This window comes from Pseudomonas sp. LAIL14HWK12:I1 (assembly GCF_003202095.1).
Classification (GTDB): Bacteria; Pseudomonadota; Gammaproteobacteria; order Pseudomonadales; family Pseudomonadaceae; genus Aquipseudomonas; species Aquipseudomonas monteilii.
Map to the genome: position 1 here is coordinate 116,047 of NZ_QJKG01000006.1, position 23,389 is coordinate 139,435.

Genomic DNA, 23,389 nt, shown 5'->3' on the forward strand with positions numbered 1-23,389 from the left:
CTAGGTCAATGTAAGTGGCTTCGCATGGGTGACATCCACTTTCCGGCTTACCACTAAGGCGGAAAAATCATGAAAATATGCCAGTGCAAGGACATGAATGCAGTCGATCAATCCTGATGGTTTTCACAAAAGCTCACATATCAAAATTCGTGGTCGAGTCAGCGGAGAATCGGTTGTGAAGGGCATTAAGCGTCTCGTAAGCCAATCTACCACGCGTCTGGCCAAACCCATAGGTATCAATAGATCTCATAATGCTAGCCGTACGAATACTATCCATGCGCGCCTCCGTAACTTGTTTGATTAATGTTTCATCACAGCCGTCTCTCGCCATCAGATCTGCCGCCACACACGAAACATCCCTCATAATATTACCAATCTGTCTGACGCTTAACCCTGGCCTTCCGTGCACCGTGGTGAAAAGCGCAACATCTGGCAATCGGCCTTGGATAAATGAGACGTCTCGCGCATTCAGATAGCGTTCTAAGTAGGGGGTAAATTCAGCAGGAGCGCTAATTTTAAAAGATCTAGCGGAGTCAAAAACTAAATAGTTCCAGGACGAATCCTTATGGAAGCTAGAACAAGTTGGCTGCCAAAACCTATTTCCTGACATGAACCTGACAGGAACAAGCAGATAAATTGTCATGGCCAAAATAAATAGGGATCGTTCATGCGCAGAGTCATGCTCGCACATGTACCTTGCCGCCCTTAAAAGGTATTCCAGATGTTCCGTTTCCAGTCTTCCTACTAGCGATACACCCTTGCCACCGATACTATTGACGAAAGAAGTTTCCACCTGCGAAGCTGGATTGACCTCTAGAATTGCTTTGGCCGCTAAGTAGTCGAAAATTTGGATGCATATCGATTTAATACCTGCGAGCGCTCTTGGTCCGGCCCCCTCGCTGGTTGATGCACTTGAAAAAGGGCGCCACCAATTATTCATTAACCGTTTTCCATCATCCCCGGAAATAAATCGGCGAAAAGGACTAGCTGCTATCCAGTTATCAGGCGGTGAAGCACAAAATCTGAGGAACTCCTTAAAATCATGCACGCGCAAACTTGAAAGCGGCTGTTGACGCTCGACCCAGGACCAGAGCAGTAACCGCTCAGTCACTCCACGGTAGTATGCATAGGTAGAGCTAATTTCGGCCGGTTGGTCATGTCGAATATAACCAGCAAGAAACAACCTGAGCGCATCAAAAAGAGCTACAGGGTTATCTTCATGGTTGAATTTCTCAATGTACCCACGGATTTCCGGATGCAGCTCAAAGTACTTTTCCAAGGGGAGCGTGATTGTGTCTTGATCAGAATAAATTGGGCGAGGTTCAATCATCACGGTCGTTCACATTGCAAGCCTGAACTGAAGTGTAGCTTAGACATCACCTGAGGATATTCGGAGCGGTGTTCGCATCTATGAGGTGCCGGAGCATTAAGGATTTATCATTTATGAATTTCACAATTGATCTCTAAGTTATTGAGTTTTCTAGATTAAGAGGTTTGGCTTCAGGCTGAATTATCATCTATGAGTAACGTGATTTTTGGGTCGTTCCTCGTCGATTTCGCGCATTTGAGGAGTACGTCAAGGCTGCCGCAGGCAAGCCAATACAGCTAAGTCACTGATTTTTCGAGCGCATCTATGGATTACAAAATTCGCATCTATGGATGCCGGTCACAAGTAAAGATTACCGACGACTACGCGTACGAACATCTCTGACAGAGCACATAATTTAACATAATATGCATTATGAGACACCATGGATGGAGCTACCAGGGCGAGAAGTGGACAGATTTGAAGCCAGGCTCACGAAGGTTCAGGCTCATTTCCCGCTTTGGACTGGAAATCGGCCGGCGTCATCCCATGGCACACGATGAACACATCGCGGCAGCCTTGCTCGCGGTACCACATCACAACGCGCTCAATCATCTGACCCAAAATGTAGATCAGCATGTCGTCATAACCGCCTGGCGAGCTTGCTTCGTACGGATAGCGAGCGTTTGTGAAGACGTTACGATAACGCTCGATCCATTCTTCCTCCTGGTCGAATAGAAGTCGCGACCGGACATCTGCAGGCACTGCGTAAAAAAGCGTGAGTAGATCGTGCTTATCTAGCTTCGGCGCAGCACGACCAGAACGCTTAAGTTCAAGGTGAGCTGCCTTGATCATGCTTGCGTCCAGATCGTAAGTCTCATGAATCTTGCCGTGGTTCCCGTTTGGACGGGCAACGAAGCTTTTAAGCAGGATTTCCATGCCAATTGCCGCATTTAGTTGGGCAATTGCCATCATGTCGTGACCAGTAAGTAGGTGCTTTGCAGCCTCGCAATAGCGGTACGCGCTCTCAACCATCCAGGGTGTCAGATGCGGTTGCATCGAGATTCTCCAAAGAGCAGCGGTCCAGGAATTGAGCTTTCCCTGGTTCAGCGGATGAGCTACCCTGCCCTTATAATATTCGACCAAGGAATAACTAAACTAAATATTCATTTAGTTTAGTTATATGCGTGGCTTGTCAAGAAAGTAACCTTCCCGGATATTGCAAGCCCCCTACGCCGGTAATGAAGCTACCTTCAACTCCTACCGCACGCATGTCGAGCGTTTGCTGCTTGGGTCGCTGCTGGTGGCTGAAAAACCACTGCTGGCCCTGCGGCGCAGCGATGCCGAAGCCGAAGCCTTTGGTGAAGTCACGATTCCTGCGAATCGACGGCCGGCTGAAAAGCCGCGACGACATTTACGAGGTCCATCCCGCCTGGCGCCCATTCAGCCAGACCGCGCCTAAGCGTGAGGCGAATCCATTCCGCGCAATCAAACAAAAAGGCGCCTATAAGCAGCCCAACACCCAAGAAGTGGCCGGCCGCGCCCTCGCCCACCTGCAATGGGACTATCTGATCGAGGCGACGGAAGCGTTGGCCGAGGAAGATCTGGTGCCCGGTCGTCGGATTGTCGACAGTGGCGAGGTTCAGACATGACGGTAAAGGGGCAAGCCCTTCGGTCAAACGTCAAGAGCACCGCTGTGCAAGGCATTCAGCATGCGCGGGGCGTCAGCGCCTCCCTCGTCCAGCAGGCATAGCGGAATTCCGTTCAAGGTGGGTTGCGAATCGGCCAGCCCCTCGCCTATCAAGGCCAGCGGGCACGCAATTTCCATCTGCAACGACCGCAAGCGCTTCGCCAAGGTTGGGCTCACCGGTGCGTTGACTTTTATCACCAGTGCCGCAGGCTGCATGGCCGCACACACGATGGGGAGCTCTTCAAGTGGCTGTCCGCAACCGAGCACGTCGATTCGCTGTTGCTCGCTGCTCAAGAGTAGCCCGGCGCACAACACACTGAGTTCGGCTTGCCCCTCGCTACCGGCTAGCAAAACCTGCGGCGCATCGACCTGGTTCACCTGCAGACGCAACAGCAAGCGGGCGCGCAGGAACGTGTCGAGAAACAACCACTGGCTACGCTGGCCTGGCGCTTTGCCTGAAGCCAGGTCATGCCAAACCGGCATCAGCACTTCACGCAGCACGGTGGCCTTCTGCAAGAGAGTGAACAACTGACCATGGATCCCCTCCAGTGCCGGCCCATCGAATGCCTTGGTTGCGCGCACCACGGCCGCGCGCCAGTCGTCAAAGGCCGAATGCTGCTGCGCAGACGCCTCAGGGTGCGCCGCGAGCAGATCGCCGACCTTGCTGACGGACAGGCCGTTTGCCGTCCAGCGCAAGATGTCGCGTATGCGCTGGACATCCCCCACCGTGTACAGGCGATGGCCGCCCTCGGTGCGCTGTGGACGTAGCAACCCATGGCGCCGCTCCCAGGCACGTAGGGTCACCGGGTTGATGCCGGTCATGCTGACGACATCGCGCATAGGTAGCAAATTGGGTGGGGTGGCGTCAGTCATAACGAGGGAATATCCGAGTGGTGAACCATTCTAAACCCATATGCACCTTCTGCGGCGAGCCTCCTTGGTTCATCATGCAACAAACGGCGCCGAAACCTTCTGCACAGAAGCTACGCTGCGCATATCGCATACGAACCGCTGTAGGTGGGCCCCTATGATCAACGCGAAACTCCTGCAACTGATGGTCGAGCATTCGAACGATGGTATCGTCGTCGCCGAGCAGGAAGGTAATGACAGTATCCTTATCTACGTCAACCCCGCCTTCGAGCGCCTGACCGGCTATTGCGCCGACGATATCCTCTATCAGGACTGCCGTTTTCTTCAGGGCGAGGCTCATGACCAGGAGGGCCTGGCAACCATCCGCGATGCGATCCGCAAAGGCCGCCCCTGCCGCCAGGTGCTGCGTAACTACCGCAAGGACGGGAGCCTGTTCTGGAATGAGTTGTCCATCACGCCTGTTAACAACGAAGCGGACCAGCTGACGTACTACATTGGTATTCAGCGGGACGTCACAGCGCAGATATGCGCCGAGGAGAAAGTACGCGAGCTTGAGGCTGAAGTGGCTGAATTGCGCTGGCAACTGGGACAGATCGAGCAATGACAAAAATCTATACAAAGTCGTCTTCCTGTATAGATTAATGCTTGGTTTTCAGCTATACCTGTACAACAAACAGATTTTGTACAGGATTGCCTGGAGCCCAGTATGTCAACGTACCTACAGCAATTCGTCGAGCGCTTCACCAGCCTCGATGGGGCTAACCTCGACACGCTGGAAAAACTGTACTGCGAAGATGTCACCTTTCGCGACCCTCTGCATCACATACAAGGGCTGCCTGCCCTGCGCGCCTATTTCGAGCAGTTGTACGCCAACGCCAGGGATATCCGCTATTCCATCACCAGCGCCGACGAGGTAAGGCCAGGTCAAGGCTACCTGCGCTGGACGCTGCAGTTTTGCCACCCACGCTTGGCCCGCGGTCAGCCGATCACGTTGCAAGGGTGTAGTTGCTTGCATTGGCGCGACCGCGTGCATTTTCATCAGGACTATTTCGACGCCGGTGCCCTGCTTTATGAACACCTCCCCCTCATGGGCGGTGCAATCCGCTGGCTCAAAGGCAGGCTGGCATGAGCCGCTGCTGGTTGACCGGCGCAAGCAGCGGTATCGGTGCCGCACTCGCACACATCCTCCTGGAGCAAGGCCACCAGGTTGCCTTGGGCGGGCGCCACGCCGATCGACTTGCTCCTCTGGCCCAAAAGTTTCCCGGGCAGGTAATACTGGTCATTGGCGATCTTGACAAGCCTGAGCAGGTCGCCGGGATCGCCGCACAGATCGAGAAGGCCTGGGGAGGACTGGACATGGCCATTCTCAATGCCGGCACCTGCGAATACCTGGAGCCTGGGCATTTCGATCCAGCGTTGGTCGAGCGTGTAATGCGCACAAACCTGCTGGGTGTCAGCTACTGCCTGGCGGCCGCACTGCCCTTGCTTCGCGCCGGCCAGCGCCCTCACCTGGTGGTGATGGGCAGCTCTGTGACCTGGCTGGCCCTGCCCCGCGCCGGCGCCTACGGCGCGTCCAAAGCCGCAGTGCGCTATCTGGTGGAGTCACAGCGAATAGACCTTGCTCACGAGGGCATCGCAGTCACCCTTGTCAGCCCTGGCTTCGTCGACACGCCACTGACCCGTCGCAACGATTTCCCCATGCCGCAGCTGTGGACGGCGCAGCGCGCAGCGCGGTATATCGCCACGCGCCTGCCCCGGCGCCCCCTGGAAATCAACTTTCCCGGCCTTTTCACCTTGGTGTTGCGCTTGTTAGGGGTGCTACCCGCGCGCCTACGTTTGGCACTTGGCCAACGACTCGCCCGTCATGAACAGGAATGATGATCCATGCGTATCGCAATCATCGGCAGTGGCATCGCGGGGCTGACCTGCGCCCATCTGCTGTCACGCAAGCATGAAGTAACGGTTTTCGAAGCCGAGCAATGGATCGGAGGGCACACGCACACCCTCGATGTGGTCTGGCAGGGCCAGCGCTATGCAATAGATACCGGCTTCATCGTTTTCAACGACTGGACCTACCCCAACTTCATACGCTTGCTCGACCAGCTCAAGGTCACCTCGCAGCCGACTGAAATGAGTTTTTCCGTGCATGATCCGGTCATTGGCTTGGAATACAACGGTCACGATCTGAACACACTGTTTGCCCAACGCCGTAACCTGGTGTCGCCAGGTTTCTGGGGCATGATCCGTGATATTCTGCGCTTCAACCGCCAGGCGCTGGCCGACCTGGACAATCGGCGAATCGATAAAGACACCACCCTGGGCGCCTACCTTCAGACACAGCGCTACGGGCAGCGTTTCATCGACCACTACATCGTGCCGATGGGGTCTGCGATCTGGTCGATGTCCCGCGCCGATATGCTCCATTTCCCCCTTGAGTTCTTCGTCCGTTTCTGTCGCAACCACGGCTTGCTGTCGGTCAACCAGCGTCCACAGTGGCGGGTGGTTCAAGGCGGTTCACGCAGCTATATCGCGCCGCTGTGCAGACCGTTTGCTGAACGCATACGCCTCAAATGCAAGGTATCCCGGGTCAGCCGCGATGACGGAGGCGTGAATCTGGTGAGCGCGGCCGGCCCCGAACGCTTCGACAATGTGGTGTTCGCTTGCCACAGCGACCAGGCTCTGGCGCTATTGGAAACCCCAACCATGCAGGAGCGCGCTGTACTCGGCGCCATCGGCTACGCCAGCAACGATGTGGTGCTGCACACCGATACCCGCCTGCTGCCACGCCGAAAGAGCGCCTGGGCCAGCTGGAACTACCGCCTGGGCGGCCCCTCGCAGGCTCCCGCCGCGCTGACCTACAACATGAACATCCTGCAAGGAATCCAGGCACCGACAACCTTCTGCGTGAGCCTCAACCAGACCGCACTGATAGACCCGGCGCAGGTGATCGCGCGCTTTCAGTATGCCCATCCGCAGTACAGCATCGCCGCGTCCGCCGCACAGGCGTGCCAGGCACAACTGCAGGGCCAGCTTCACAGCTACTTCTGTGGCGCCTACTGGGGCAACGGCTTTCACGAGGACGGGGTGGTCAGCGCCCTGAAGGTGGCTGCACATTTCGGAGAGCAATTGTGAACAGCAGCCTTTGCCTGGGCTGGATCAGCCACCGCAGGCTGAAACCGCACCTGCATGCTTTCCGCTACCGGATCGGCATGTTCTACATGGACTTGGACGAACAAGCCTGGTTAATGGGCCTGTCACGCTGGCTTGGGCGCTGGCGTATGGCGCCGCTGTGCTGGCGCGAGACCGACTACCTGCCAGCTCAGACCCGCCACGGCGTAACCCTGGCGCAGGCCGCACGCTTGCTGGTGTGTCAGGCCACTGGTCACATGCCCAATGGCCCGGTACGGCTGCTGACGCAACTGCGTTGCTGGGGGCTGTCGTTCAACCCGGTGAGCTTCTATTTCTGCCACGACCGCGACGACTATCTGACGGCAATCCTGATGGAGGTGCGCAACACCCCGTGGCGCGAGCGTTTTCATTACGTACTACCGGTGCAGGAAAACCTTGCCAAACCGTTCACCGTGGCCAAGGCCTTCCATGTTTCGCCGTTCATGCCACGGGACATGGACTATCACCTGCGCTTTTCCCTGAGCGCAGACCATGTACGCATACATATGCAGAACTGGCAGGACGGCCACAAGGTGTTCGAGGCCGACCTCGCCCTGCACCGTCAGCCACTGGATGCAACCGCGCTGCGCGGGTATGTCATGACCTTCCCATGGATGAGCCTGCGCACTGTCTCGGCCATCTACTGGCAAGCGCTACGCCTGTTACTCAAACTCACCCCCGTGCATGACCACACCACCAGCCAGAATGACCTGGCGCTGGGCCAACCTTGCGAGGACCCTGATGATGTCGAATCCCACACTGAGCGTTAGCAAGTTCGCAGGCCTTGCACCCTTGCTTGGCGGGCTGGCACGAGGCGCGGTGCTCGCCCAGCTGCGCAAGCTGCGCCACGGCCATCTGCGTCTGCTCAGCCACGGGCAGCAGTGGAGTTTCGGTGATGTCGACAGCCCGTTGCAGGCTGAGGTGGAGATCCTCGATGACGCCTCCTGGAGCCTGATCGTCGGCAATGGCTCGATCGGTGCTGGCGAGGCCTACATCCACGGATATTGGCGAAGCCCCGACCTGGCGCTGGTGACCCGCCTGTTCGTCGCCAACCTTGAAGTGCTCGACGCGCTGGAGGGGGGGCTGGCCCGTTTCGGTCGCCCTGCCCTGCGGCTTCTGCACCGGTTCAACCGCAATAACAAACGCGGTGCACGGCGCAATATTCTGGCGCATTACGATCTGGGGAATGCTCTGTTCGAGCGGCTGCTGGACCCCACCATGATGTATTCGGCGGCCCAATTCGAACATCCCGGGCAAACACTGGAGCAAGCCCAGTTGTACAAGCTGGAGCGCATCTGCCAGAAGCTTGAACTGCACCCTGACGATCACCTGCTGGAAATTGGCAGCGGCTGGGGCAGCCTGGCGATCCACGCAGCCACCCGATACGGCTGCAGGGTCACCACCACGACGATCTCCGAGGCGCAGTACAGCCATACCCTGGCGCGCGTTCAGGCCCTCGGGCTGGAGCAGCGCGTCCAGGTACTTCGCGAAGACTACCGGGACCTTCAAGGCACCTTCGACAAACTGGTTTCGATCGAAATGATCGAAGCAGTCGGCCATCGTTACCTGCCCGTGTATTTCCGCCAGTGTGCCTCGCTACTCAAGCCCGACGGCCTGATGCTGCTGCAGGCGATCACCATCCGCGACCAGCGCTACGCCCAGGCGCGGAGCTCGGTGGACTTCATCCAGCGCTACATTTTCCCCGGTGGCGCCCTGCCTTCGCTGAGCGTATTGCTCGACACCGCCAGCCGGCATACCGCACTCAACCTCGTGCACATGGAAGACTTCGGCCGGGACTATGCCCGCACCCTGCAGCACTGGCGGGAAAACCTGCGCCAGGCGCGCACAGCACTGACGGACCTGGGCTACGACGACATGTTCCAGCGCCTGTGGGAGTTTTACCTGTGTTACTGCCAGGGCGGTTTCGAGGAGCGCACCATCGGCGTTGCGCACCTGCTGTGGGCAGCGCCACTGGCACGGCGCGCCCCATTACCTTACGGTGCCTGATGCCCGGGCGGTGGCTGGTCGCCAATGCCGTCTGGTTACAGGCTGGCTGGTGGATCTGCGTGCTGGGCGCAGAGCGCCCTTGGCTACTGCTGCTGGTGATTGTAGGTGTGGTGGTGCACCTGCGCCTGTGTCCGGATGTTAACGCCGAGGTCAAGGCGCTGTTGCGCGTCACCTTGGCCGGGTGTGTGCTCGATAGTTCGCTGGGGGCACTGGGCATGTTCGGTTTCGACGCCTGGCCGCTGCCCCTGTGGCTGGCGCTGCTGTGGGTGGTGCTGGCCAGCGGCATGCGCCACAGCCTGGCATGGGCCGGCAGGCACTGGCAGCTCGGTGCGCTGCTTGGCGCAGTGGGTGGCCCCTTAGCCTATGTAGGCGGCGCAAGGTTTGCGGATGTCGCCCTGCCGCTTGGCGCGCTGCAAACCGGCCTGCTACTGATGCCGATTTGGGCCTTGGCCCTGCCACTGCTCGCGCGCCTCGCGGCGCGGCGCTGACCGGCGGCATCGCTCGGAGCAATAGCGCACCTGCTCCCAACAGCGGGCCCAGCGCTTCCGCCAGTTGAACGGCCGACCACACACCACGCAGACCTTGCTGGGCAAAAGGCTCTTTTTCATAACGCCTGCTGCGCATCAAGCTGCGCCAACAGTGCCTGGCCACGCTGCCACACGGCGTCGCGGCGGCTAGCCGTCATGCCATCAAGGCTGCGATAGACCAGAGCTAAACGCGGGTTCGTCGATAGCAGGGGGCGATGGCGGATGAGAAAATGCCAGTACAGGGCATTGAACGGGCAGCCATCGTCCTCGATCACATGATCGACCTTGTAACTGCAAGCCTTGCAATGATCGGACATGCGCTGGATGTAACGACCACTAGCGCAGTATGGCTTGGACCCCAGGTAGCCGCCGTCGGCGTGCATCACCATGCCAAGCGTGTTCGGCAGCTCGACCCAGTCGAAGGCATCCATATAGACCGCCAGGTACCATTCGCAAATCGCGGTGGGCACGATTCCGGCCAGCAGGGCGAAGTTGCCGGTCACCATCAGCCGCTGGATATGGTGCGCGTAGCCCAACCGCAGGGTCTGCCCGATGGCTTGCTCCATGCAGCGCATGCGGGTGCGCCCGGTCCAATAGAATTCAGGTAACGCTCGGTCGTTGCCTAGGTGATTGAGCCCGGCATACTCCGGCATGCGCAGCCAGTAGATGCCGCGCACATACTCTCGCCAGCCGATCAACTGGCGAATGAAGCCTTCAGCTGCATTAAGCGGTACCCGCCCCTCTCGCCAGGCCTTGTCGACCTCCTCACACAAACCTCTGACATCCAGAAGCCCGATATTGAGCGCCGCACTGATGCGCGCATGGAACAGGTACGGCTCGCCTTCGGCCATCGCGTCCTGGTAGTCGCCAAAAGCCGCCAGGCCAAAATCCAGAAAATGCTGCCACAGCTGCTGTGCCTCGGCATGGGTCACAGGGTAGTCGAAGCCGTCGATGTCCCCGTAGTGGTCGCTGAAGCGCCGACGTACCAGGGCGACCACCGCTGCCGTGATCCCGTCCTGCGCGAAATGCGCAGCGAACGGCCCACGCAAGTGGCGAGGTAATGACTTACGGTTATCACCATCAAAATTCCAGGCCCCGCCTGCCGGACTGCCGTCGGGCTCCAAAAGCAGGCCGGTTCGTTTGCGCATGCCACGGTAGAAGTGCTCCATACGCAGCTGGCTACGCTCATGGGCCCAGCGCGCGAAGGCTTCGCGAGAGCACAGAAAACGCGTGTCGCGATGCCACACGAGGGGCAATGCGGTATCCCGCAAAGCCTGCTCCAGGCGCCACTCTCCGCACTCGGTCAGGTGAATGTGCGTGGCGCCCAGGGCGTGTTGCCAGCGATGCACTTCGCCAACGATGCTGCCGCTGTTGCCGTCAGCATCGAGCTCGACATAATGCACCTGCCAACCCCGCTCACGCAGGGCCTGGGCAAAGTGCCGCATGGCGCTGAAGATGAGAACGATCTTGAGCGGATGATGCGGCACGTAGCGGGCCTCACCCTCCACTTCCGCCATCAGAACAGCATCGCGGGCGGGGTCAAGGGCAGCCAGGCTCGCCAGGTCGAACGACAGTTGGTCACCCAGTACAAGGCCAAGGCGCATCGTTCAGGCTACCACTGACTAGTGAGCGTTACAGGCACGCGCAGCGGCGCAACGGGGGCGTCACGTTGCCCGCACATCTCATCATGTACCACCTGCTGTACCAGCATGCAGGGCACGGGTGGCAGGTCGGCCAACAGCTGCCGCAGCTCGGTAGTGGAGCGCACGCGAACGGGCTGCCCATGGGCATCGCTCAATGTCACGGGGCCGGCGTCGGTCAAGGCGCGCAGGAGGTAGAAGCCGCCCTCCAGCGACAGCAGTTCAAGTTCCTTTGCTTCGCCGGTCGAGACCAGCTGGGTAAGCGCGATCAGGTTCATGGTGTGCCCTCTGGCAGGCGGCGGAAGAACAGGGTGATCTGGCCAATCTCAACGCCCAGCTTACTCATGCTCGAACGGTTGATCAGGGTGTCGTCATCCATGAGGTACATCCAGTCGTCCAGGTCTACCTGCCAGTGCCGCCCGTCAACCGGCAGGTCCAGCTGGTAACGCCATCGCAGCGCGTTACCCGCGACTTCGCCGCGCGCTTCGCCGATCACGTCCCCCGCGGTACCGCGCCAGCGGCCAGGGCCGTCCGGCACCAGTGTCCAGGTACGCTGCTGGCGAGTGCCATCGCTGTACAGAAAATGTTCGTCGAGGATCAACCGCTCACCTTCGCGGCGGCTGTCGATACGCACGTGGAAGCGCTTGACCACTTCCCCTGAACGCTTCTGGAACATCCCCCAAGCCTGCACCGGTCGCGAAAAAAATGCAGCCAGGTCCAATTTCGGCTGCTCCTGGGCATAGTGCTCGACACCGACATTGCCACAGCTGCCCAGAAGCAGGCAGGAAACCAGCAACAGTACTTTGTACATGTTCATGTTCCTCGATCGTTGCCAGCCAGCCCAAGCAGGCGCTGACGCAGCTGTGTATCCCTGGCTCGGGGGTCGAGCCAGATGGCAAAGAACGCCCTGGCAAAGGTTGGGTCGGCGATTTCGCGGCTGAGTTTACCGTCGACGTAAAAGCGGCAGCCCTGCCCCGGCAGGTACAAGCCAGTAATGCGCATGCCGGGGCGTACGTCCACGAATGCCTGTTCAATCGCATGGGCCCACGCCGTGTGTTGGTGCGGCGTTATACTGCGGGCGTTGAGACGGTGCATTTCCTTGAGGCTGGCCTGTACCAAGGTTTCCCTGGACAGCGATCGGTGGTAGAGGAGCTCAAGGGCGAAAGGCTGGTTCCAGTCATGAACTGGCCCTGTTGTCCATAATTGGGCTGTGTAAAGACGCAGGCCAAACCAAGTGAACTCACCGCCCCCCAGCCGTTGCGCCCCCGGCAGCTCCGCTCGCCAGCCCGCCACCGCCGAAAAGGCAGCCAGTAGCAGACAAAGCAAGGTCCAACGAGCACGGTGTGCCATACTGACCTCCAGCACGCCCAAATACTGTACAATAATAGCACTGTGTACAGATATTTAATTGCCTTGCATAGATTTTAATACGACAGGAACAGCAGGGCGTAGCGGCCATCCTGCTCGAAATGCGCGCGAAGCCCTTCGAGCTCGTCGCCTTGATGGCCCTGATGTTCTGGAAGTGGCCTGAAGGGTTGGCTGTCCTGAGCTGCGGCGTGCTCGGTTGGCTGCTGAGCAGCACCTTCTAGAGGGCTTTGAGGCAGTATCGGGCAGTTCACTGCAAGGGAAGCGACACGATGGCAGCAAGTCCACCATTGGCCCTGTTTTCCAAGCGCACCTGGCCCCCCAGCCGATCGACAATAGTGGCCACGATGGATAACCCCAGCCCTGCGCCATTGGGGCTATTGCGGCTATAGAAACGCTCGAATACCCGCACAAGATTCGCATCGTCTATACCTGGGCCTTCATCTTCGACAACCAGTTCGAAGCGATTGGCCAGGCGCCTCAGTGATACAGTGATGCGCCCGCCAGGCGGTGAATGCTCCACCGCATTGGAAACCAGGTTCTGCAAGGCGATGCCCAACGCTCCGGCATCGATCATCAGGCCATGGTCACCTTCGCTGAGATCCAGCGAGGGCTCAAGGCCGCGATCCAGTATCCAGGGGGTGAGATCCACCAGCACATCGGTGACCACTTCGCCCAGGTCGACACGGGTGGTGGCGCGCTGGCCAAGGCGCGGCTCGACCCGGGCGAGGGTCAGCAACTGGTTGACCACCCGGGTCAGCCGGTCCACGCCGCCAATCAGAAAACCCAGGGCTTTCTGGCGCTCGGCATCGGTACTGGCGGCCTGTGCGTTCTGCGCATGCAGACGCAGGATCGCCAGCGGTGTGCGCATCTCATGGGCGGCGTCGGCAATGAAGCGATGCTCACGCCGCAGCAGATCATCGATCTGCGCCAGCAGGCGGTTGATGGCGGCTTGCATAGGCTCAAGCTCGGTCGGCAACGGCACCAGTTGCAGGGGTTCGAGGGAGTCGGCATGGCGCCCACGAATCACATCGGCCATGTTCTGCAACGGGCGCAACCCCCAGCCGATGGCCGCCCAGACCAACAGCGCCAGGCCCAGGCTGCCGAGCAGGAACGGGAAAAGGGTATGGCGTACGATGCGGTCGATCAGGTCGTAACGCACATCGTCGCGCTCACCCACCCAGATTACCCACTGTTTTTCGGGCACCGGTAATACAAAGCCGCGCCACTGTTCGCCACCACTGTCAAAATCGTAGAAGCCCGCCGCCGCAGGCGGTGCGTCGAGCGTCGGTGCACTGGGGGTGTGCACCAGCAACCGTGCTCCCTCACCCCACACCTGGAATGCCAGCTTGCTCTCATAGGGGTGGCCCACACGGTGGCGCCCGGCCTTGCCCAGCGCCTCGTTAAATGCCTGATACAGCTTTTCGCGGTTGCCATCCTGCACCGGCAGGTTCATCACCCCCTGCAACAGCCGGGCATTCTGAGCCATGTGAGCATCGTAGACTTCATTGATCTCGCGTCGGCTGTCGTGATAGTTGTACAACGCCAACAAGCCGGTGCCGAGCAGCATCAGCGCCATCACCCGCCACAATGTGCGCTGGCGCAACGAACTCACAGCTTGGCCTCGACCAGATAACCGATACCGCGCACCGTGCGGATCAGGCCGTTGAACAGTTTCTTGCGCAAGTGATAGATGTTCACCTCCAGCGTGTTGCTCTCAGGCTCCTCGTCCCAGCCATACAGCAGCTGGGTCAACCGCTCACGGGTGAACACCTTGCCCGGTTGCGCCAGCAATTCGTGCAGCAGGCGATACTCCTTGGGCGTCAGTATCACAGGCACGCCGTTGTAGCACACCTGCTGGGTAGCAGGGTCCAGGCTTACACCGGCGTGCTCGATCACCACCTTGGCCCGCCCGGCGCTGCGCCTGAGCAAGGCGCGCAGGCGGGCCTTGAGCTCATTGAGGTCGAAAGGTTTGACCAGGTAGTCGTCGGCACCGGCATCCAGGCCAGAGATACGGTCCTCGGTCGCATCACGCGCGGTGAGGATCAGTACCGGCAAGCTGTTGCCCCCTGCCCTCACCCGTCGCAGCAGCTCGATGCCGTCCAACCGCGGCAGCCCGAGGTCGAGGATCACCAGGTCGAATACTTCGTGTTGCAGGGCATGCAGCCCGCTCAGGCCATCGCGCAGCCAGTCGAGGGTGTAGCCCTCTTGGCGCAACCCGTCGCAGATCCCCTCGCCCAAGGCGGTATCATCCTCAACCAGCAGCAGCCGCATGTTCAGTCCTGTTTGTCCTTGATGGCCTTGAGTAAAGCATCGATATCGCCACGCCGGCCCTGATCGGCCAGTTCGCGGCCTGGCCGTGGCGGCGCCTGGCGTGCTTTTTCCAGGGCAGCGGTGGCTTCAGCGTAGCGTTTCTGCCGGAAGAGATGATCGGCCCAGAAGTAATTGCTGTCGATACCATTGGGGTTTATTTGCAACGCCTTGCGCAACAAGGCGTCAGCTTTGTCGCTGTCCCCAAAACCGATGGGCCAGCCGGGTACCTGGTCGTACAAGGTCCCCAGGCTGGTGTAAGCGGACCCTTGCAAGGCGGTGGGGTCCATTTCCATCGCCTGTTCCAGGCTCGCCTTGGCCGACTTGACCTTACCCAGCGCCCCCAGGCCGCCTGTGGCACCCGCCCAACTGCTGTTGATGATGCCCTCCCAGATCAGGGGTTCGGCCGAGCCCGGGTGCTGATGGACCAGCGTAGAAGCATCAGCTGCGAGTTTCTCGAACGCATCGGCGCGTTTGTCTTTAGGCGTCTGGTACTGGATCTGCGCCCAGCGCTGCTGCAAGTTAGCCAATTGTTGGCTGCCGGCCTGGTCCAGCGCCCAGGTGAGCGGTGCGAACGCAAGCAGGCTAGCGATGAACAGACGTTTCATTTGATCGACTCCTTGGAATGGCTAGCGAGGTAACGACGGATCAACGGCAATTGCTTGCGCAGTGCACGGTCGACCACGCCGGGCAACATGCCGTTGATGCGCACGAAGAGCTTTTCTGGCCAGCCCAGGTAAAGCTCGCTGCGTTCTGACTGCACGGCCTTGAGCACAGCACGGGCCACGTCTGCCGGGTCGTCCATGCCAACCTTCAGCGCCTCGTTGAGCGCCGTGGCAGCGCTGCTGTTCATTGCGGTGCGGGTCGCCCGGGGTGCAGCGTACATGACATTAATCGAGGTATCGGCCAGCTCGCGGCGCAGCGCCTCCGAGAAGCCGCGCAGGGCAAACTTGCTGGCGCAGTAGGTGGCATAGCCGGGGTAGCCGATCGAGCCGTAGGTGGAGCCGACGTTGACCACCAGTGCTCTGGGTTGTGCGCGCAGCAGCGGCAGACACACACGCGTCAGTTGCAGGGCGGCTTTGAGGTTAATGTCCAGCAACTCGTTCAGCGCCAGCTCGTCGACCTGGTCGAACAGGGCAAAACGGTTCACGCCCGCGGCATTGATCAGGACGTTGACCCCGCCCATCTCCCGGGCACGGGCAAGCACCTGCTCACGCCCCTCATGGCTGCGCAGATCGGCCGACTGCCAGAGCAGCCTGTCGTGATAACGGTTCATCAAACCGGCGAGCTTGCCCATCTGCCGGCTCACCGCCAGTACCCGGGCACCGGCTGCACACAACTGTTCGGCCAGCTCCAGGCCGATGCCTCCGCTGGCGCCGGTGAGTATGACTACACACTCAGACAAGCGCATGACGCACCTCTTGCAGGCCCGCACGCGGCAGCCCCTGGAACATGTCGGTATACAGCCGGTAAACCACTTTGGCCGCATGGATCACAGCCCGCTGGTCGTCAGCATCATCAAGGCGGTCCATCAACTGCCGGTAGGTGACCATGTGGTCTTGGTCCAGCGCGCCATGGGAGCTGAGGTAGCTGAAGGCCCTGTCGGGCAACGCCAGCGTGCGCTGGATTGTGCCGGCGGCCTGGGTGGCCAGGGCAATGCTGGTGCCTTCGAGCACATTGACCATGCCAAACAGCCCGACCGGGTTGCCACGGGCAATCAAGTCGTAAAGGTAAGCGACCATCAGCTCGATCGGCAGCGCCGGGCGACCGTCACGCACCGCCTCCCAATCGGCACCACAGGCATTGATGTCATTGAGGATCCACTGCTCGTGGCCGTACTCCTCCTCGATGTATTCACACACGGCGCCGCGCAGCCATTCCAGGCGCGAAGGCAGGCGCGCCCCGCACGCCATCATCAGCGGCACGGTATGGCGTACATGGTGGTATGCCTGAGTCAGGAAGGCCACATAGCTGTCGATGCTGACGTGCCCCGCCAGCGCATCGCGTATAACCGGCACGGCAAATAGGGCCTGACGCTCCTGGGTGGTTTGCATTTGCAGGGTATCGAAAAAGGACATGGCAGACCTCACAAAGGGATGTCGGATAACAGGGAGTGGTAACGCCGCAGGATGGCCTCGCGGCGCGGGCGGCCATTGGCGGTCAGTGTGTCGTCGGTACTGGACAGGGGGCACGGCAGGCGACGCCAGGAATGGACCCTGGCGTAGTCCGGCAGCAAGGCATTGCACTGCTGCACAGCCTGGTCGATGAGGGTGTCGGGGGTAGCGGGGTCCAGCGGCCAGAGCAATGCCAGGTTCTTTGGCAGGGCCTCGCCATGTACGAACGCCTGGGCGATCACGCCGCTCTGGGTCAGTTCGGCCTCCACCCATTCCGGGTTGACGTTGCGCCCGAAGCTGGTGATGAACTGGTGTTTCTTGCGACCATCGAGGTACAGGTAGCCCTCCTCGTCGAAATGGCCTAGGTCGCCGGTGGCCCACCAGCTATCGCAGACGGGTGGTTCCTCCAGATAGCCGAGCAGCACCGAGCCCGCCACCAATACCTCCCCGTCCTCGGCGATCCGCACCTGCACATGGGGCAGCGGCTTGCCGACACTGCCTCGGCGGGTTGCGCCCGGCCGGTTCAAGGCCACCACCGAAGCACACTCTGACAAGCCATAGCCCTCGAACACCGGCAGGCCGATCGCTTCGGCGCGGGCCAGCAAGCTGGGTGCCACACGGGCACCGCCGACCGCAACGAACCGTAGCGCCCCCACCCGCATCAGCCCACGCTCGATAGCAGTGATCAGCCCCATCAACAGCTGCGGCACCAGAATCAGGCTCTGCGCGCCGCTCAGGGCGATGGCCCCCAGCAAGCGCTTGAAATCGACCTGGCTTGCACCGCCCATGCCCAGTTGCGCCTGGGGGTAAAGCAGCACACTCGCCCCGGCCATCAATGCGGCGTAGACACCAAGGTTTTCCAGCAGCACGCCCAGCGGCAGCACCGCCAAGTAACGCTGAGGTTCACTGGGCCGGCTGGCCACCTCCAGTTCCCGGGCGACACGCAACAGGGCCGCTGCAGAAAGGCACACGCCTTTGGGCTTGCCCGTGCTGCCGGAGGTGTAGGTGATCTTGGCGGTACCTTCAGGCAGCGCTGCAGCGGGCTCTGCCTCGCGAACCCAGAACACGTCCTGCTGAACGAACCCCAGTTCGGCGAGCGTACCGTGCCATTGCGGGTCGCACAGCACATGGCTGGCGCCACTCTGCTGGATGCAATGGCTGAACTGGGCAACACTGAAGAACGACGGCACGATTACACAAGGACGCTCGGCAAACAGCGCCGCCAAATCCCAGAACACCAACTGCGGGCTGCTATCCAGCGCCAGTACCAGAGGGCCTGGCGAACACGTACGCAAGCCGTGGGTGCGCAACCCCACCTCTGCCAGTAGCTGCCTGTAGGTGAAGCGCTCAGTCGCCCCTTGCACGGCAATGGCGTCACCGTGATCGCGGGAAAACGTGACCAGCAGTTGATGGAAGCGCGCCAGTTCATGCGGCATGACCAGTCTCCTGGAAGGCGGTTGGCAACCCTAGGCGCTGGAACACCCCAGCCTTGCTCAAGGCATCGAAGCCATGACCAATGCTGCCGGCAAAGACTTGCGGATGCTGAGCGTAGTAGGTACCCCATTGGTCCACCTGCCCATTCAGCCGAGCCGGGTCGGCCGCCGCCAGTACCGATGGCACCAACCCCAGGCGCTGGAAGCTGTTGATCAGTGTCGTCGCGCCGGTGAATGCCACCCACTTCAGGCCCCGTGTAGCCAATAGCCAGGTCACCGCTATGATCATGATTCGCGCGCTACCGGCACTGAGCGAGGCCAGGTTGCCGACTTCGACCATGCACTCACGCTCAATGGGGTAGCCCGCTACGCGTGAAACTGCAGCTTCCAGCGGCTCATCCAGGTAGTGTTCGAGAAACAGCGGCCCGCTGCTGGCCGGGCGCAAGCCTGCGGCAGCAATCAGCCGACCATGGCTGTCATGCAGCGCCAGCAGTTCTGGCAGGTAATGCTGCACATCAGCGTGGTGCACGCTGGCAAAACACTGATGAATGAAGTGCTCCAGCTCATCGCGGCCAGGGTCCTTGTGCAGATGCAGCGACAAGTGGGCCTGATGGTCGACGTGGCTGCCGATAGGCAATGGGAGCAGGCCGCTCCACTGAGACTGGGTCATGAAACTCCCCCCGTTGGCTTGATGGGGGGAGTATCAGTGGTCAATCTGAAGGGAATCTGAAGTCACCGATTCGACCTTGGTCGCAGGGCGCGTGCTGATCGTTGGAGACAGCAGTCAGCGCGATAAGAGCGGCCTTTCCTTGGTCACAATGGTGTCAGCATTGCTGCTTTATAATCAGTCGGAACGCTCCGAATTTTGAGGTCCAGACGTCGATAGCGCATAAACAGGCTTATACGCGAATGCGCCTGGGCAAGAATGCGTATTCGACGGGGAGCAAAATTCCCCTGCTTGGGAGCTATCGCCAAAGGCTGCTATCGACCCATAGCGGTCAGTGGTTGCAGACCTTTGGTCAGATCACTTTTACCGCGCGGCCAATGAACTTCACTGGGCCCGTAGGCAGCCCGGTAGGCGAACCGCCAGATTTCTCCAGTGTCAGTTCGAACAATTGGTTGGCCTCTAGCGGTGGCAGGCTCTGTAGCGGAACACGATAGGACTCCCCGGGTTTGACTAGGCCCAGTGAAACCGGTGCTTGCCATTGGTCGCCCTTGGTCCAGAACTGAAGGGCCATGCCTTCGGGGACAGCATCCTGGCCAAGCGGGATCAGCTCTATCATGCGGCTATCGCTGGTCTGCACCACCCAGCCGGCAGTTTGGCTGTTCGGCGCCACCAATACCACCACGAATTGGGTGGTCGGCGGGGGCGCAGTAAGCAATGTAAACGCCAGGACCGCGCTTGCAGCCAGCCCCGCAGCACTCAGCCCATGCCACAGGCCGAGGCGTCGCCACCATTTAACTTGCTGTTGTGTGGCAGGTGCGGCCATTTCATTCAGGCTGCGCTGGATGCGGCCCCACAGGCGTGCGCTTGGAGGTTGCGGCGCCGCCAGCGCGGTCAGCTCCAGCAAACGTGCTTCCCAGGCATTCACTGCGGCGCGCAAAGCCGTGTCGTTGACCAGACGCTCGGCCACTGTGGCGTGTTGCTGTGGCGACAGGGTTCCCAGCACGAACTCGCCGGCGAGGCTGTCCAGTTCCTCGGCAGTATCCGGCTTCATTCCAGGCATTCCCGCAATGCCTTGAGGCTGCGCTTGATCCAGGCTTTGACGGTGCCCAATGGCGCTCCCAGCAGCCCGGCGATTTCGGCGTGGCTGCAGCCGTCCACATAAGCGTGCAGGATGCAACGCTGTGGTGCAGGCTGCAGTTTTTCAAGGCAACGGTAGATCTTCGCCGACCCTGACCAGAGGTCAACGTCATCGAATCCCCCGTGCAATGTGGGCGTCGTATCCATATCGGCTTCGTCCAGCACGGTTTCACGGCGTGAATCGCGGATCGAATTCAGTGCCAGGTGTCGGGTGATGCTGTAGATCCAGCCGCGCGCAGAGCCGCGTGCGGGGTCGAAGCTGGCGGAGCGGGTCCAGATACGGATAAAGGCATCGTGGACGATGTCTTCTGCGCTGGCGTCGTCACGCGCGATGCGCCGGGCAACGCCCAGCAGGCGCGCGCCTTCGTGGTCGTAAAGCGCCTGCAGGGCACGCCGGTCACCCTGTGCGCAGGCCTCTAGGCAGCGGTGGAAGTCGAAGGGGGCGACAGGCGAGTTCAATGTGTGCAGCTTCCTTGTGTCATGCAAGGTACCCCGGCCATCCAGCCGGGGGCTTGCCAACGAGCATAGATGAACGATTGCAAGGCGTCTGCTCAAGTGCGTCTTAATTGGCTGTCCAGAACACATAGTCGGCCTGGTACATGACGACCTGCCTAGCACCTTTGTTCTGCGCCGTACAGTCACTTGCCGGCGCCACGCCGCCGCGGGTGGCCAGGCGCTGGATGTAGCTGACGCCCTGCATGGCGCCTTTGCCTTCGGCCAGGTTGGCCTTGACCAGTTGATAAGGTATAGCGCCCTTGTCTGCAGGTGCCACCGCCACCTGGGTGCCGGTGACTTTTGATCCGTCCTTGGCCTGCCAGGTGGCGGGTGGGCCGAAGTAGTCGCCCACCTGTCTGCCGGCACGGTCATTGAGCGCGGCCTTGGGGCCTACGAAGGTCCATTCGGTCTGGCCAGGGGTGTTGGCCTTGTCGCGGCACTCGTAGGTGATCTCGCCGACGCCGACGGTCTCGAGCAAGACGCGATGACCATCGGGGACCTTGACCGCATCTGGCAGCGCGGTTTGGGCGTGAGCGGGTTGCAGCGCCAGGGCGAGGCAGCAGGCGAGCAGGCAGACGGAGGGTTTGAGGCTCATGGGTAGTGCTCCTGACAGGTCATTTGGCTGGGCAGTCACAGGCCGCCCATAAGCAATACCCGCCAACGGCCGGACTGGATGCACTGAATGGGTAAAAAACGGGTTTCGCCCATCAGCACCGACAGCTAACGACCCCTCTGGATACAGATGAGTGATCTCATCTGTATTCATTTAGCGTAGTTATAGGACGGATAACTGCCCACTCTTTGCCCTTACGCCAATCCACCAAACCGCTTGTAGAAGCTCTCGTTAACATCGGGCAATGGACCGTCAGCCGTCTCCAGTGCTGCGTTCAGCCATTCCTCTGCCCTGGCAAACACCAACCGATAGAGGTTACGGCACAGCTGTCGTGCGGCCCTTCCCTCCCAGTCCCCTGGCAGTAACTCCTCTGGCAGTTGCGGGTCGCGTAACAGCAAGCGGCGGTACTCGTGAATCAGCAGCGTGCGTGCCAGGAAGCAATCTTGCGCATCAAGCACCGTCTGCTCTTTCAGCCCCTGCCACAGCGGTCTGAACAGCTGGATGAACTCGCTGTACTGCTGTCCCAGCTCGTCGATACGCCAGCTCTCCCGCACCTGGGCGCGCATGGCTTTTGACGCAAGTACTTCCTGTGTGTGGGTTTCAAAGACGATGCTGTCGTCGCTGGCTTCAAGTTCGCGCAACGTGGCAGCCAGGTCTGCACGGTCTGCCCGCGGGCAACCCAACAGGTTCGGCGCCATTACACCAAACCCCTGCCACTCCAGCTCTTCACGCAAGGCCTTGCGTTTCCCTGCCTCCAGTTGCGACAGCAGCACCAGCGTCCACGCCCCGTCCCAAGCGGGTTGGCTTGGGCTGTAGACGCGTTTGAAGGCTTTCTCGAAGCGCCTTCGACCCGTGCCCGTCAGGCTGTAGTAACTGCGCCTGCCAACCTTTTCAGCCGTGAGCCAGCCTTCTTTGGTCAGGCGAAAGATCGATGTGCGAATCAGCCGTTCATTGATGCCGATTGGCTCCAGCAGGTTGATCAGGCTACCTAGCCAAACGGTACCGCCGTGGGGCTCGATGGCATCGCCGTACAAGGTGATGATCAGGGAGCTGGCGCGGATCGGCGTCTGCTCCTGGAAGCGAGTGATCAAGTTGTTCAGTGGGGCAAGATTGCTCATGGGCGAACTGTGCGCGGATAAAGCACCGACTATACCTGTGCGGCGGGCCGCCTGGCCATTGCGTGACGCAAGCAGGCTCATGCTGTCGCCTGGCCTTTGGGCCTGATGCCTGTGTCTTCCATACGCAGCCGCCCCGCTTCAACCTCGGCCAGTGGCGAGCATTCGACCATGGTGTTCATGCAGCGCTGCGCCAACTGCTGGTATTGCGCAGTGCCGCGCTGCTTCCAGGCCAGCTCCTGCTCGCTCAGGCGCCGTTTCATCTGGGCTGGCGAGCCCATTACAAGGCTTTGAGCTTCGCACTCGAAGCCGGCTTTGACGAAGCTGGCAGCCGCTACGATGCAGCGTGGTGCGATATGGGCACCATCCATCACCACCGCATTCATCCCGATCAAGGCGTCCTCGCCCACTCGGCACCCGTGCAACACGGCGCCATGTCCGATATGCCCGTTGCGTTCTACCACGGTATCTCCGCCCGGAAAACCGTGCATTACGCAGGTGTCCTGCAGGTTGGCACCCTCCTCCAGCACGATACGGCCGAAATCACCCCGCAGCGATGCCAATGGGCCTATGTAGCAACCAGGGCCGACGATGACATCGCCGATCAGCACTGCACTGGGGTGTACGTAGGCTGATGGATGCACCACGGGCGTCACGCCGTCCAGTCGATAACAAGGCATGGCAAAACTCCTGAAATGATTTGAAATGCGGTTAGAGCTTGTATCATAAGTAGCTTGGCCGTCAATCGTGTATCGCTTCTGAGGTGAGTGGAAAATCGGGAAGGATCCAGGCAATACCACTGAATAATGGCTTGGTGAACCGTTTTATCGAAATGTCATCGATGCCTGTTTTTGAGGTTTATGAGCGAGTGAAGAGATACACGAAACATTTTATACGTTGCATATCAGTATCGCATGGTGCATATACTGGCT

Annotated in this window: 27 protein-coding genes and 1 pseudogene; 8 read left to right on the top strand and 20 right to left on the bottom strand. The window is 60.1% G+C overall.

Annotated features, from left to right (window positions below; translation table 11 throughout):
• Window positions 1-133 precede the first annotated feature (133 nt).
• Together D906_RS26480 and D906_RS16580 are read right to left on the bottom strand one after the other, a co-directional pair.
• Entirely contained in the window at window positions 134-1,333 is a 1,200-nt protein-coding gene (locus tag D906_RS26480) for a hypothetical protein (RefSeq protein ID WP_143503497.1), read from the bottom strand.
• A gap of 465 nt (window positions 1,334-1,798) precedes the next feature.
• Window positions 1,799-2,365, bottom strand: coding sequence for a hypothetical protein (locus D906_RS16580; protein WP_019097369.1), 567 nt, complete (start codon window positions 2,363-2,365; stop codon window positions 1,799-1,801).
• A 157-nt stretch (window positions 2,366-2,522) separates the two neighbouring features.
• Between D906_RS16580 and D906_RS16585 the strand changes: the two are divergent.
• Window positions 2,523-2,910 (top strand): annotated as a pseudogene (locus tag D906_RS16585) (site-specific integrase); the annotation flags it as partial.
• 71 nt (window positions 2,911-2,981) lie between these two features.
• Here D906_RS16585 and D906_RS16590 read toward each other — a convergent pair.
• Window positions 2,982-3,869 carry a MerR family transcriptional regulator gene (locus D906_RS16590; protein ID WP_027615570.1) on the bottom strand — a complete coding sequence of 296 codons (888 nt, stop codon included), beginning with the start codon at window positions 3,867-3,869 and terminating at the stop codon, window positions 2,982-2,984.
• 154 nt (window positions 3,870-4,023) lie between these two features.
• Here D906_RS16590 and D906_RS16595 point away from each other — a divergent pair, with 154 nt between their 5' ends.
• From D906_RS16595 to D906_RS16625, 7 genes are all read left to right on the top strand, one after another.
• Window positions 4,024-4,470 carry a PAS domain S-box protein gene (locus D906_RS16595; protein ID WP_019097373.1) on the top strand — a complete coding sequence of 149 codons (447 nt, stop codon included), beginning with the start codon at window positions 4,024-4,026 and terminating at the stop codon, window positions 4,468-4,470.
• A 102-nt stretch (window positions 4,471-4,572) separates the two neighbouring features.
• Complete coding sequence (locus D906_RS16600; protein ID WP_019097374.1) at window positions 4,573-4,995, top strand: nuclear transport factor 2 family protein; 423 nt, start codon at window positions 4,573-4,575, stop codon at window positions 4,993-4,995.
• Entirely contained in the window at window positions 4,992-5,744 is a 753-nt protein-coding gene (locus D906_RS16605) for an SDR family oxidoreductase (protein ID WP_019097375.1), read from the top strand. Before D906_RS16600 ends, D906_RS16605 begins: the two co-directional genes overlap by 4 nt.
• Before the next feature lie 6 nt (window positions 5,745-5,750).
• A complete protein-coding gene (locus D906_RS16610; RefSeq protein WP_027615569.1) occupies window positions 5,751-6,998 on the top strand; it encodes an NAD(P)/FAD-dependent oxidoreductase in 1,248 nt (415 codons plus the stop codon).
• On the top strand, window positions 6,995-7,804 hold the full coding sequence (locus D906_RS16615) for a DUF1365 domain-containing protein (protein WP_027615568.1): 810 nt from the start codon (window positions 6,995-6,997) through the stop codon (window positions 7,802-7,804). The genes D906_RS16610 and D906_RS16615 overlap by 4 nt, the downstream gene beginning before the upstream one ends.
• Window positions 7,779-9,041, top strand: a complete 1,263-nt coding sequence (locus D906_RS16620; protein WP_016715192.1) for a cyclopropane-fatty-acyl-phospholipid synthase family protein — start codon at window positions 7,779-7,781, stop codon at window positions 9,039-9,041. The genes D906_RS16615 and D906_RS16620 overlap by 26 nt, the downstream gene beginning before the upstream one ends.
• Complete coding sequence (locus D906_RS16625; RefSeq protein ID WP_027615567.1) at window positions 9,041-9,529, top strand: DUF2878 domain-containing protein; 489 nt, start codon at window positions 9,041-9,043, stop codon at window positions 9,527-9,529. The genes D906_RS16620 and D906_RS16625 overlap by 1 nt, the downstream gene beginning before the upstream one ends.
• Here the strand turns inward: D906_RS16625 and D906_RS16630 are convergent.
• The 17 genes from D906_RS16630 to paaY form a co-directional block, all read right to left on the bottom strand.
• On the bottom strand, window positions 9,467-9,649 hold the full coding sequence (locus D906_RS16630) for a DUF2256 domain-containing protein (protein WP_080587356.1): 183 nt from the start codon (window positions 9,647-9,649) through the stop codon (window positions 9,467-9,469). The two genes, D906_RS16625 and D906_RS16630, sit on opposite strands and share 63 nt — an antisense overlap.
• Window positions 9,646-11,172, bottom strand: coding sequence for a cryptochrome/photolyase family protein (locus D906_RS16635; RefSeq protein WP_019097379.1), 1,527 nt, complete (start codon window positions 11,170-11,172; stop codon window positions 9,646-9,648). Before D906_RS16635 ends, D906_RS16630 begins: the two co-directional genes overlap by 4 nt.
• 8 nt (window positions 11,173-11,180) lie before the next feature.
• Complete coding sequence (locus D906_RS16640) at window positions 11,181-11,486, bottom strand: DUF6482 family protein (RefSeq protein ID WP_027615566.1); 306 nt, start codon at window positions 11,484-11,486, stop codon at window positions 11,181-11,183.
• A complete protein-coding gene (locus tag D906_RS16645) occupies window positions 11,483-12,019 on the bottom strand; it encodes a DUF3833 domain-containing protein (RefSeq protein WP_024717789.1) in 537 nt (178 codons plus the stop codon). Before D906_RS16645 ends, D906_RS16640 begins: the two co-directional genes overlap by 4 nt.
• 2 nt (window positions 12,020-12,021) lie before the next feature.
• Window positions 12,022-12,558 (bottom strand): chalcone isomerase family protein, encoded by a 537-nt coding sequence (locus D906_RS16650; protein WP_027615565.1) that lies wholly within the window; start codon window positions 12,556-12,558, stop codon window positions 12,022-12,024.
• A gap of 265 nt (window positions 12,559-12,823) precedes the next feature.
• Window positions 12,824-14,188: a sensor histidine kinase gene (locus D906_RS16655; RefSeq protein WP_026020364.1), complete on the bottom strand. Its 1,365-nt coding sequence runs from the start codon at window positions 14,186-14,188 to the stop codon at window positions 12,824-12,826.
• A complete protein-coding gene (locus D906_RS16660; RefSeq protein WP_019097384.1) occupies window positions 14,185-14,847 on the bottom strand; it encodes a response regulator in 663 nt (220 codons plus the stop codon). Before D906_RS16660 ends, D906_RS16655 begins: the two co-directional genes overlap by 4 nt.
• 2 nt (window positions 14,848-14,849) lie before the next feature.
• Complete coding sequence (locus D906_RS16665; protein ID WP_019097385.1) at window positions 14,850-15,491, bottom strand: tetratricopeptide repeat protein; 642 nt, start codon at window positions 15,489-15,491, stop codon at window positions 14,850-14,852.
• Window positions 15,488-16,294: an SDR family oxidoreductase gene (locus D906_RS16670; RefSeq protein ID WP_019097386.1), complete on the bottom strand. Its 807-nt coding sequence runs from the start codon at window positions 16,292-16,294 to the stop codon at window positions 15,488-15,490. The genes D906_RS16665 and D906_RS16670 overlap by 4 nt, the downstream gene beginning before the upstream one ends.
• Window positions 16,281-16,961, bottom strand: a complete 681-nt coding sequence (locus D906_RS16675; protein WP_019097387.1) for a TenA family transcriptional regulator — start codon at window positions 16,959-16,961, stop codon at window positions 16,281-16,283. Before D906_RS16675 ends, D906_RS16670 begins: the two co-directional genes overlap by 14 nt.
• Window positions 16,962-16,969: 8 nt before the next feature.
• Window positions 16,970-18,433, bottom strand: a complete 1,464-nt coding sequence (locus D906_RS16680) for an AMP-binding protein (protein ID WP_027615564.1) — start codon at window positions 18,431-18,433, stop codon at window positions 16,970-16,972.
• Window positions 18,423-19,100: a thermostable hemolysin gene (locus D906_RS16685; RefSeq protein WP_019097390.1), complete on the bottom strand. Its 678-nt coding sequence runs from the start codon at window positions 19,098-19,100 to the stop codon at window positions 18,423-18,425. The genes D906_RS16680 and D906_RS16685 overlap by 11 nt, the downstream gene beginning before the upstream one ends.
• Before the next feature lie 349 nt (window positions 19,101-19,449).
• Complete coding sequence (locus D906_RS16690; protein WP_027615563.1) at window positions 19,450-20,148, bottom strand: anti-sigma factor domain-containing protein; 699 nt, start codon at window positions 20,146-20,148, stop codon at window positions 19,450-19,452.
• Window positions 20,145-20,693: a sigma-70 family RNA polymerase sigma factor gene (locus tag D906_RS16695; protein ID WP_019097391.1), complete on the bottom strand. Its 549-nt coding sequence runs from the start codon at window positions 20,691-20,693 to the stop codon at window positions 20,145-20,147. Before D906_RS16695 ends, D906_RS16690 begins: the two co-directional genes overlap by 4 nt.
• Before the next feature lie 103 nt (window positions 20,694-20,796).
• Window positions 20,797-21,324: a DUF3455 domain-containing protein gene (locus D906_RS16700; RefSeq protein ID WP_019097392.1), complete on the bottom strand. Its 528-nt coding sequence runs from the start codon at window positions 21,322-21,324 to the stop codon at window positions 20,797-20,799.
• Window positions 21,325-21,536: 212 nt separating this feature from the next.
• Window positions 21,537-22,460 (bottom strand): phenylacetic acid degradation operon negative regulatory protein PaaX, encoded by a 924-nt coding sequence (paaX, locus tag D906_RS16705; RefSeq protein ID WP_176431016.1) that lies wholly within the window; start codon window positions 22,458-22,460, stop codon window positions 21,537-21,539.
• Between the two features lie 77 nt (window positions 22,461-22,537).
• A complete protein-coding gene (paaY, locus tag D906_RS16710) occupies window positions 22,538-23,137 on the bottom strand; it encodes a phenylacetic acid degradation protein PaaY (RefSeq protein WP_025754112.1) in 600 nt (199 codons plus the stop codon).
• Window positions 23,138-23,389: the final 252 nt, after the last annotated feature.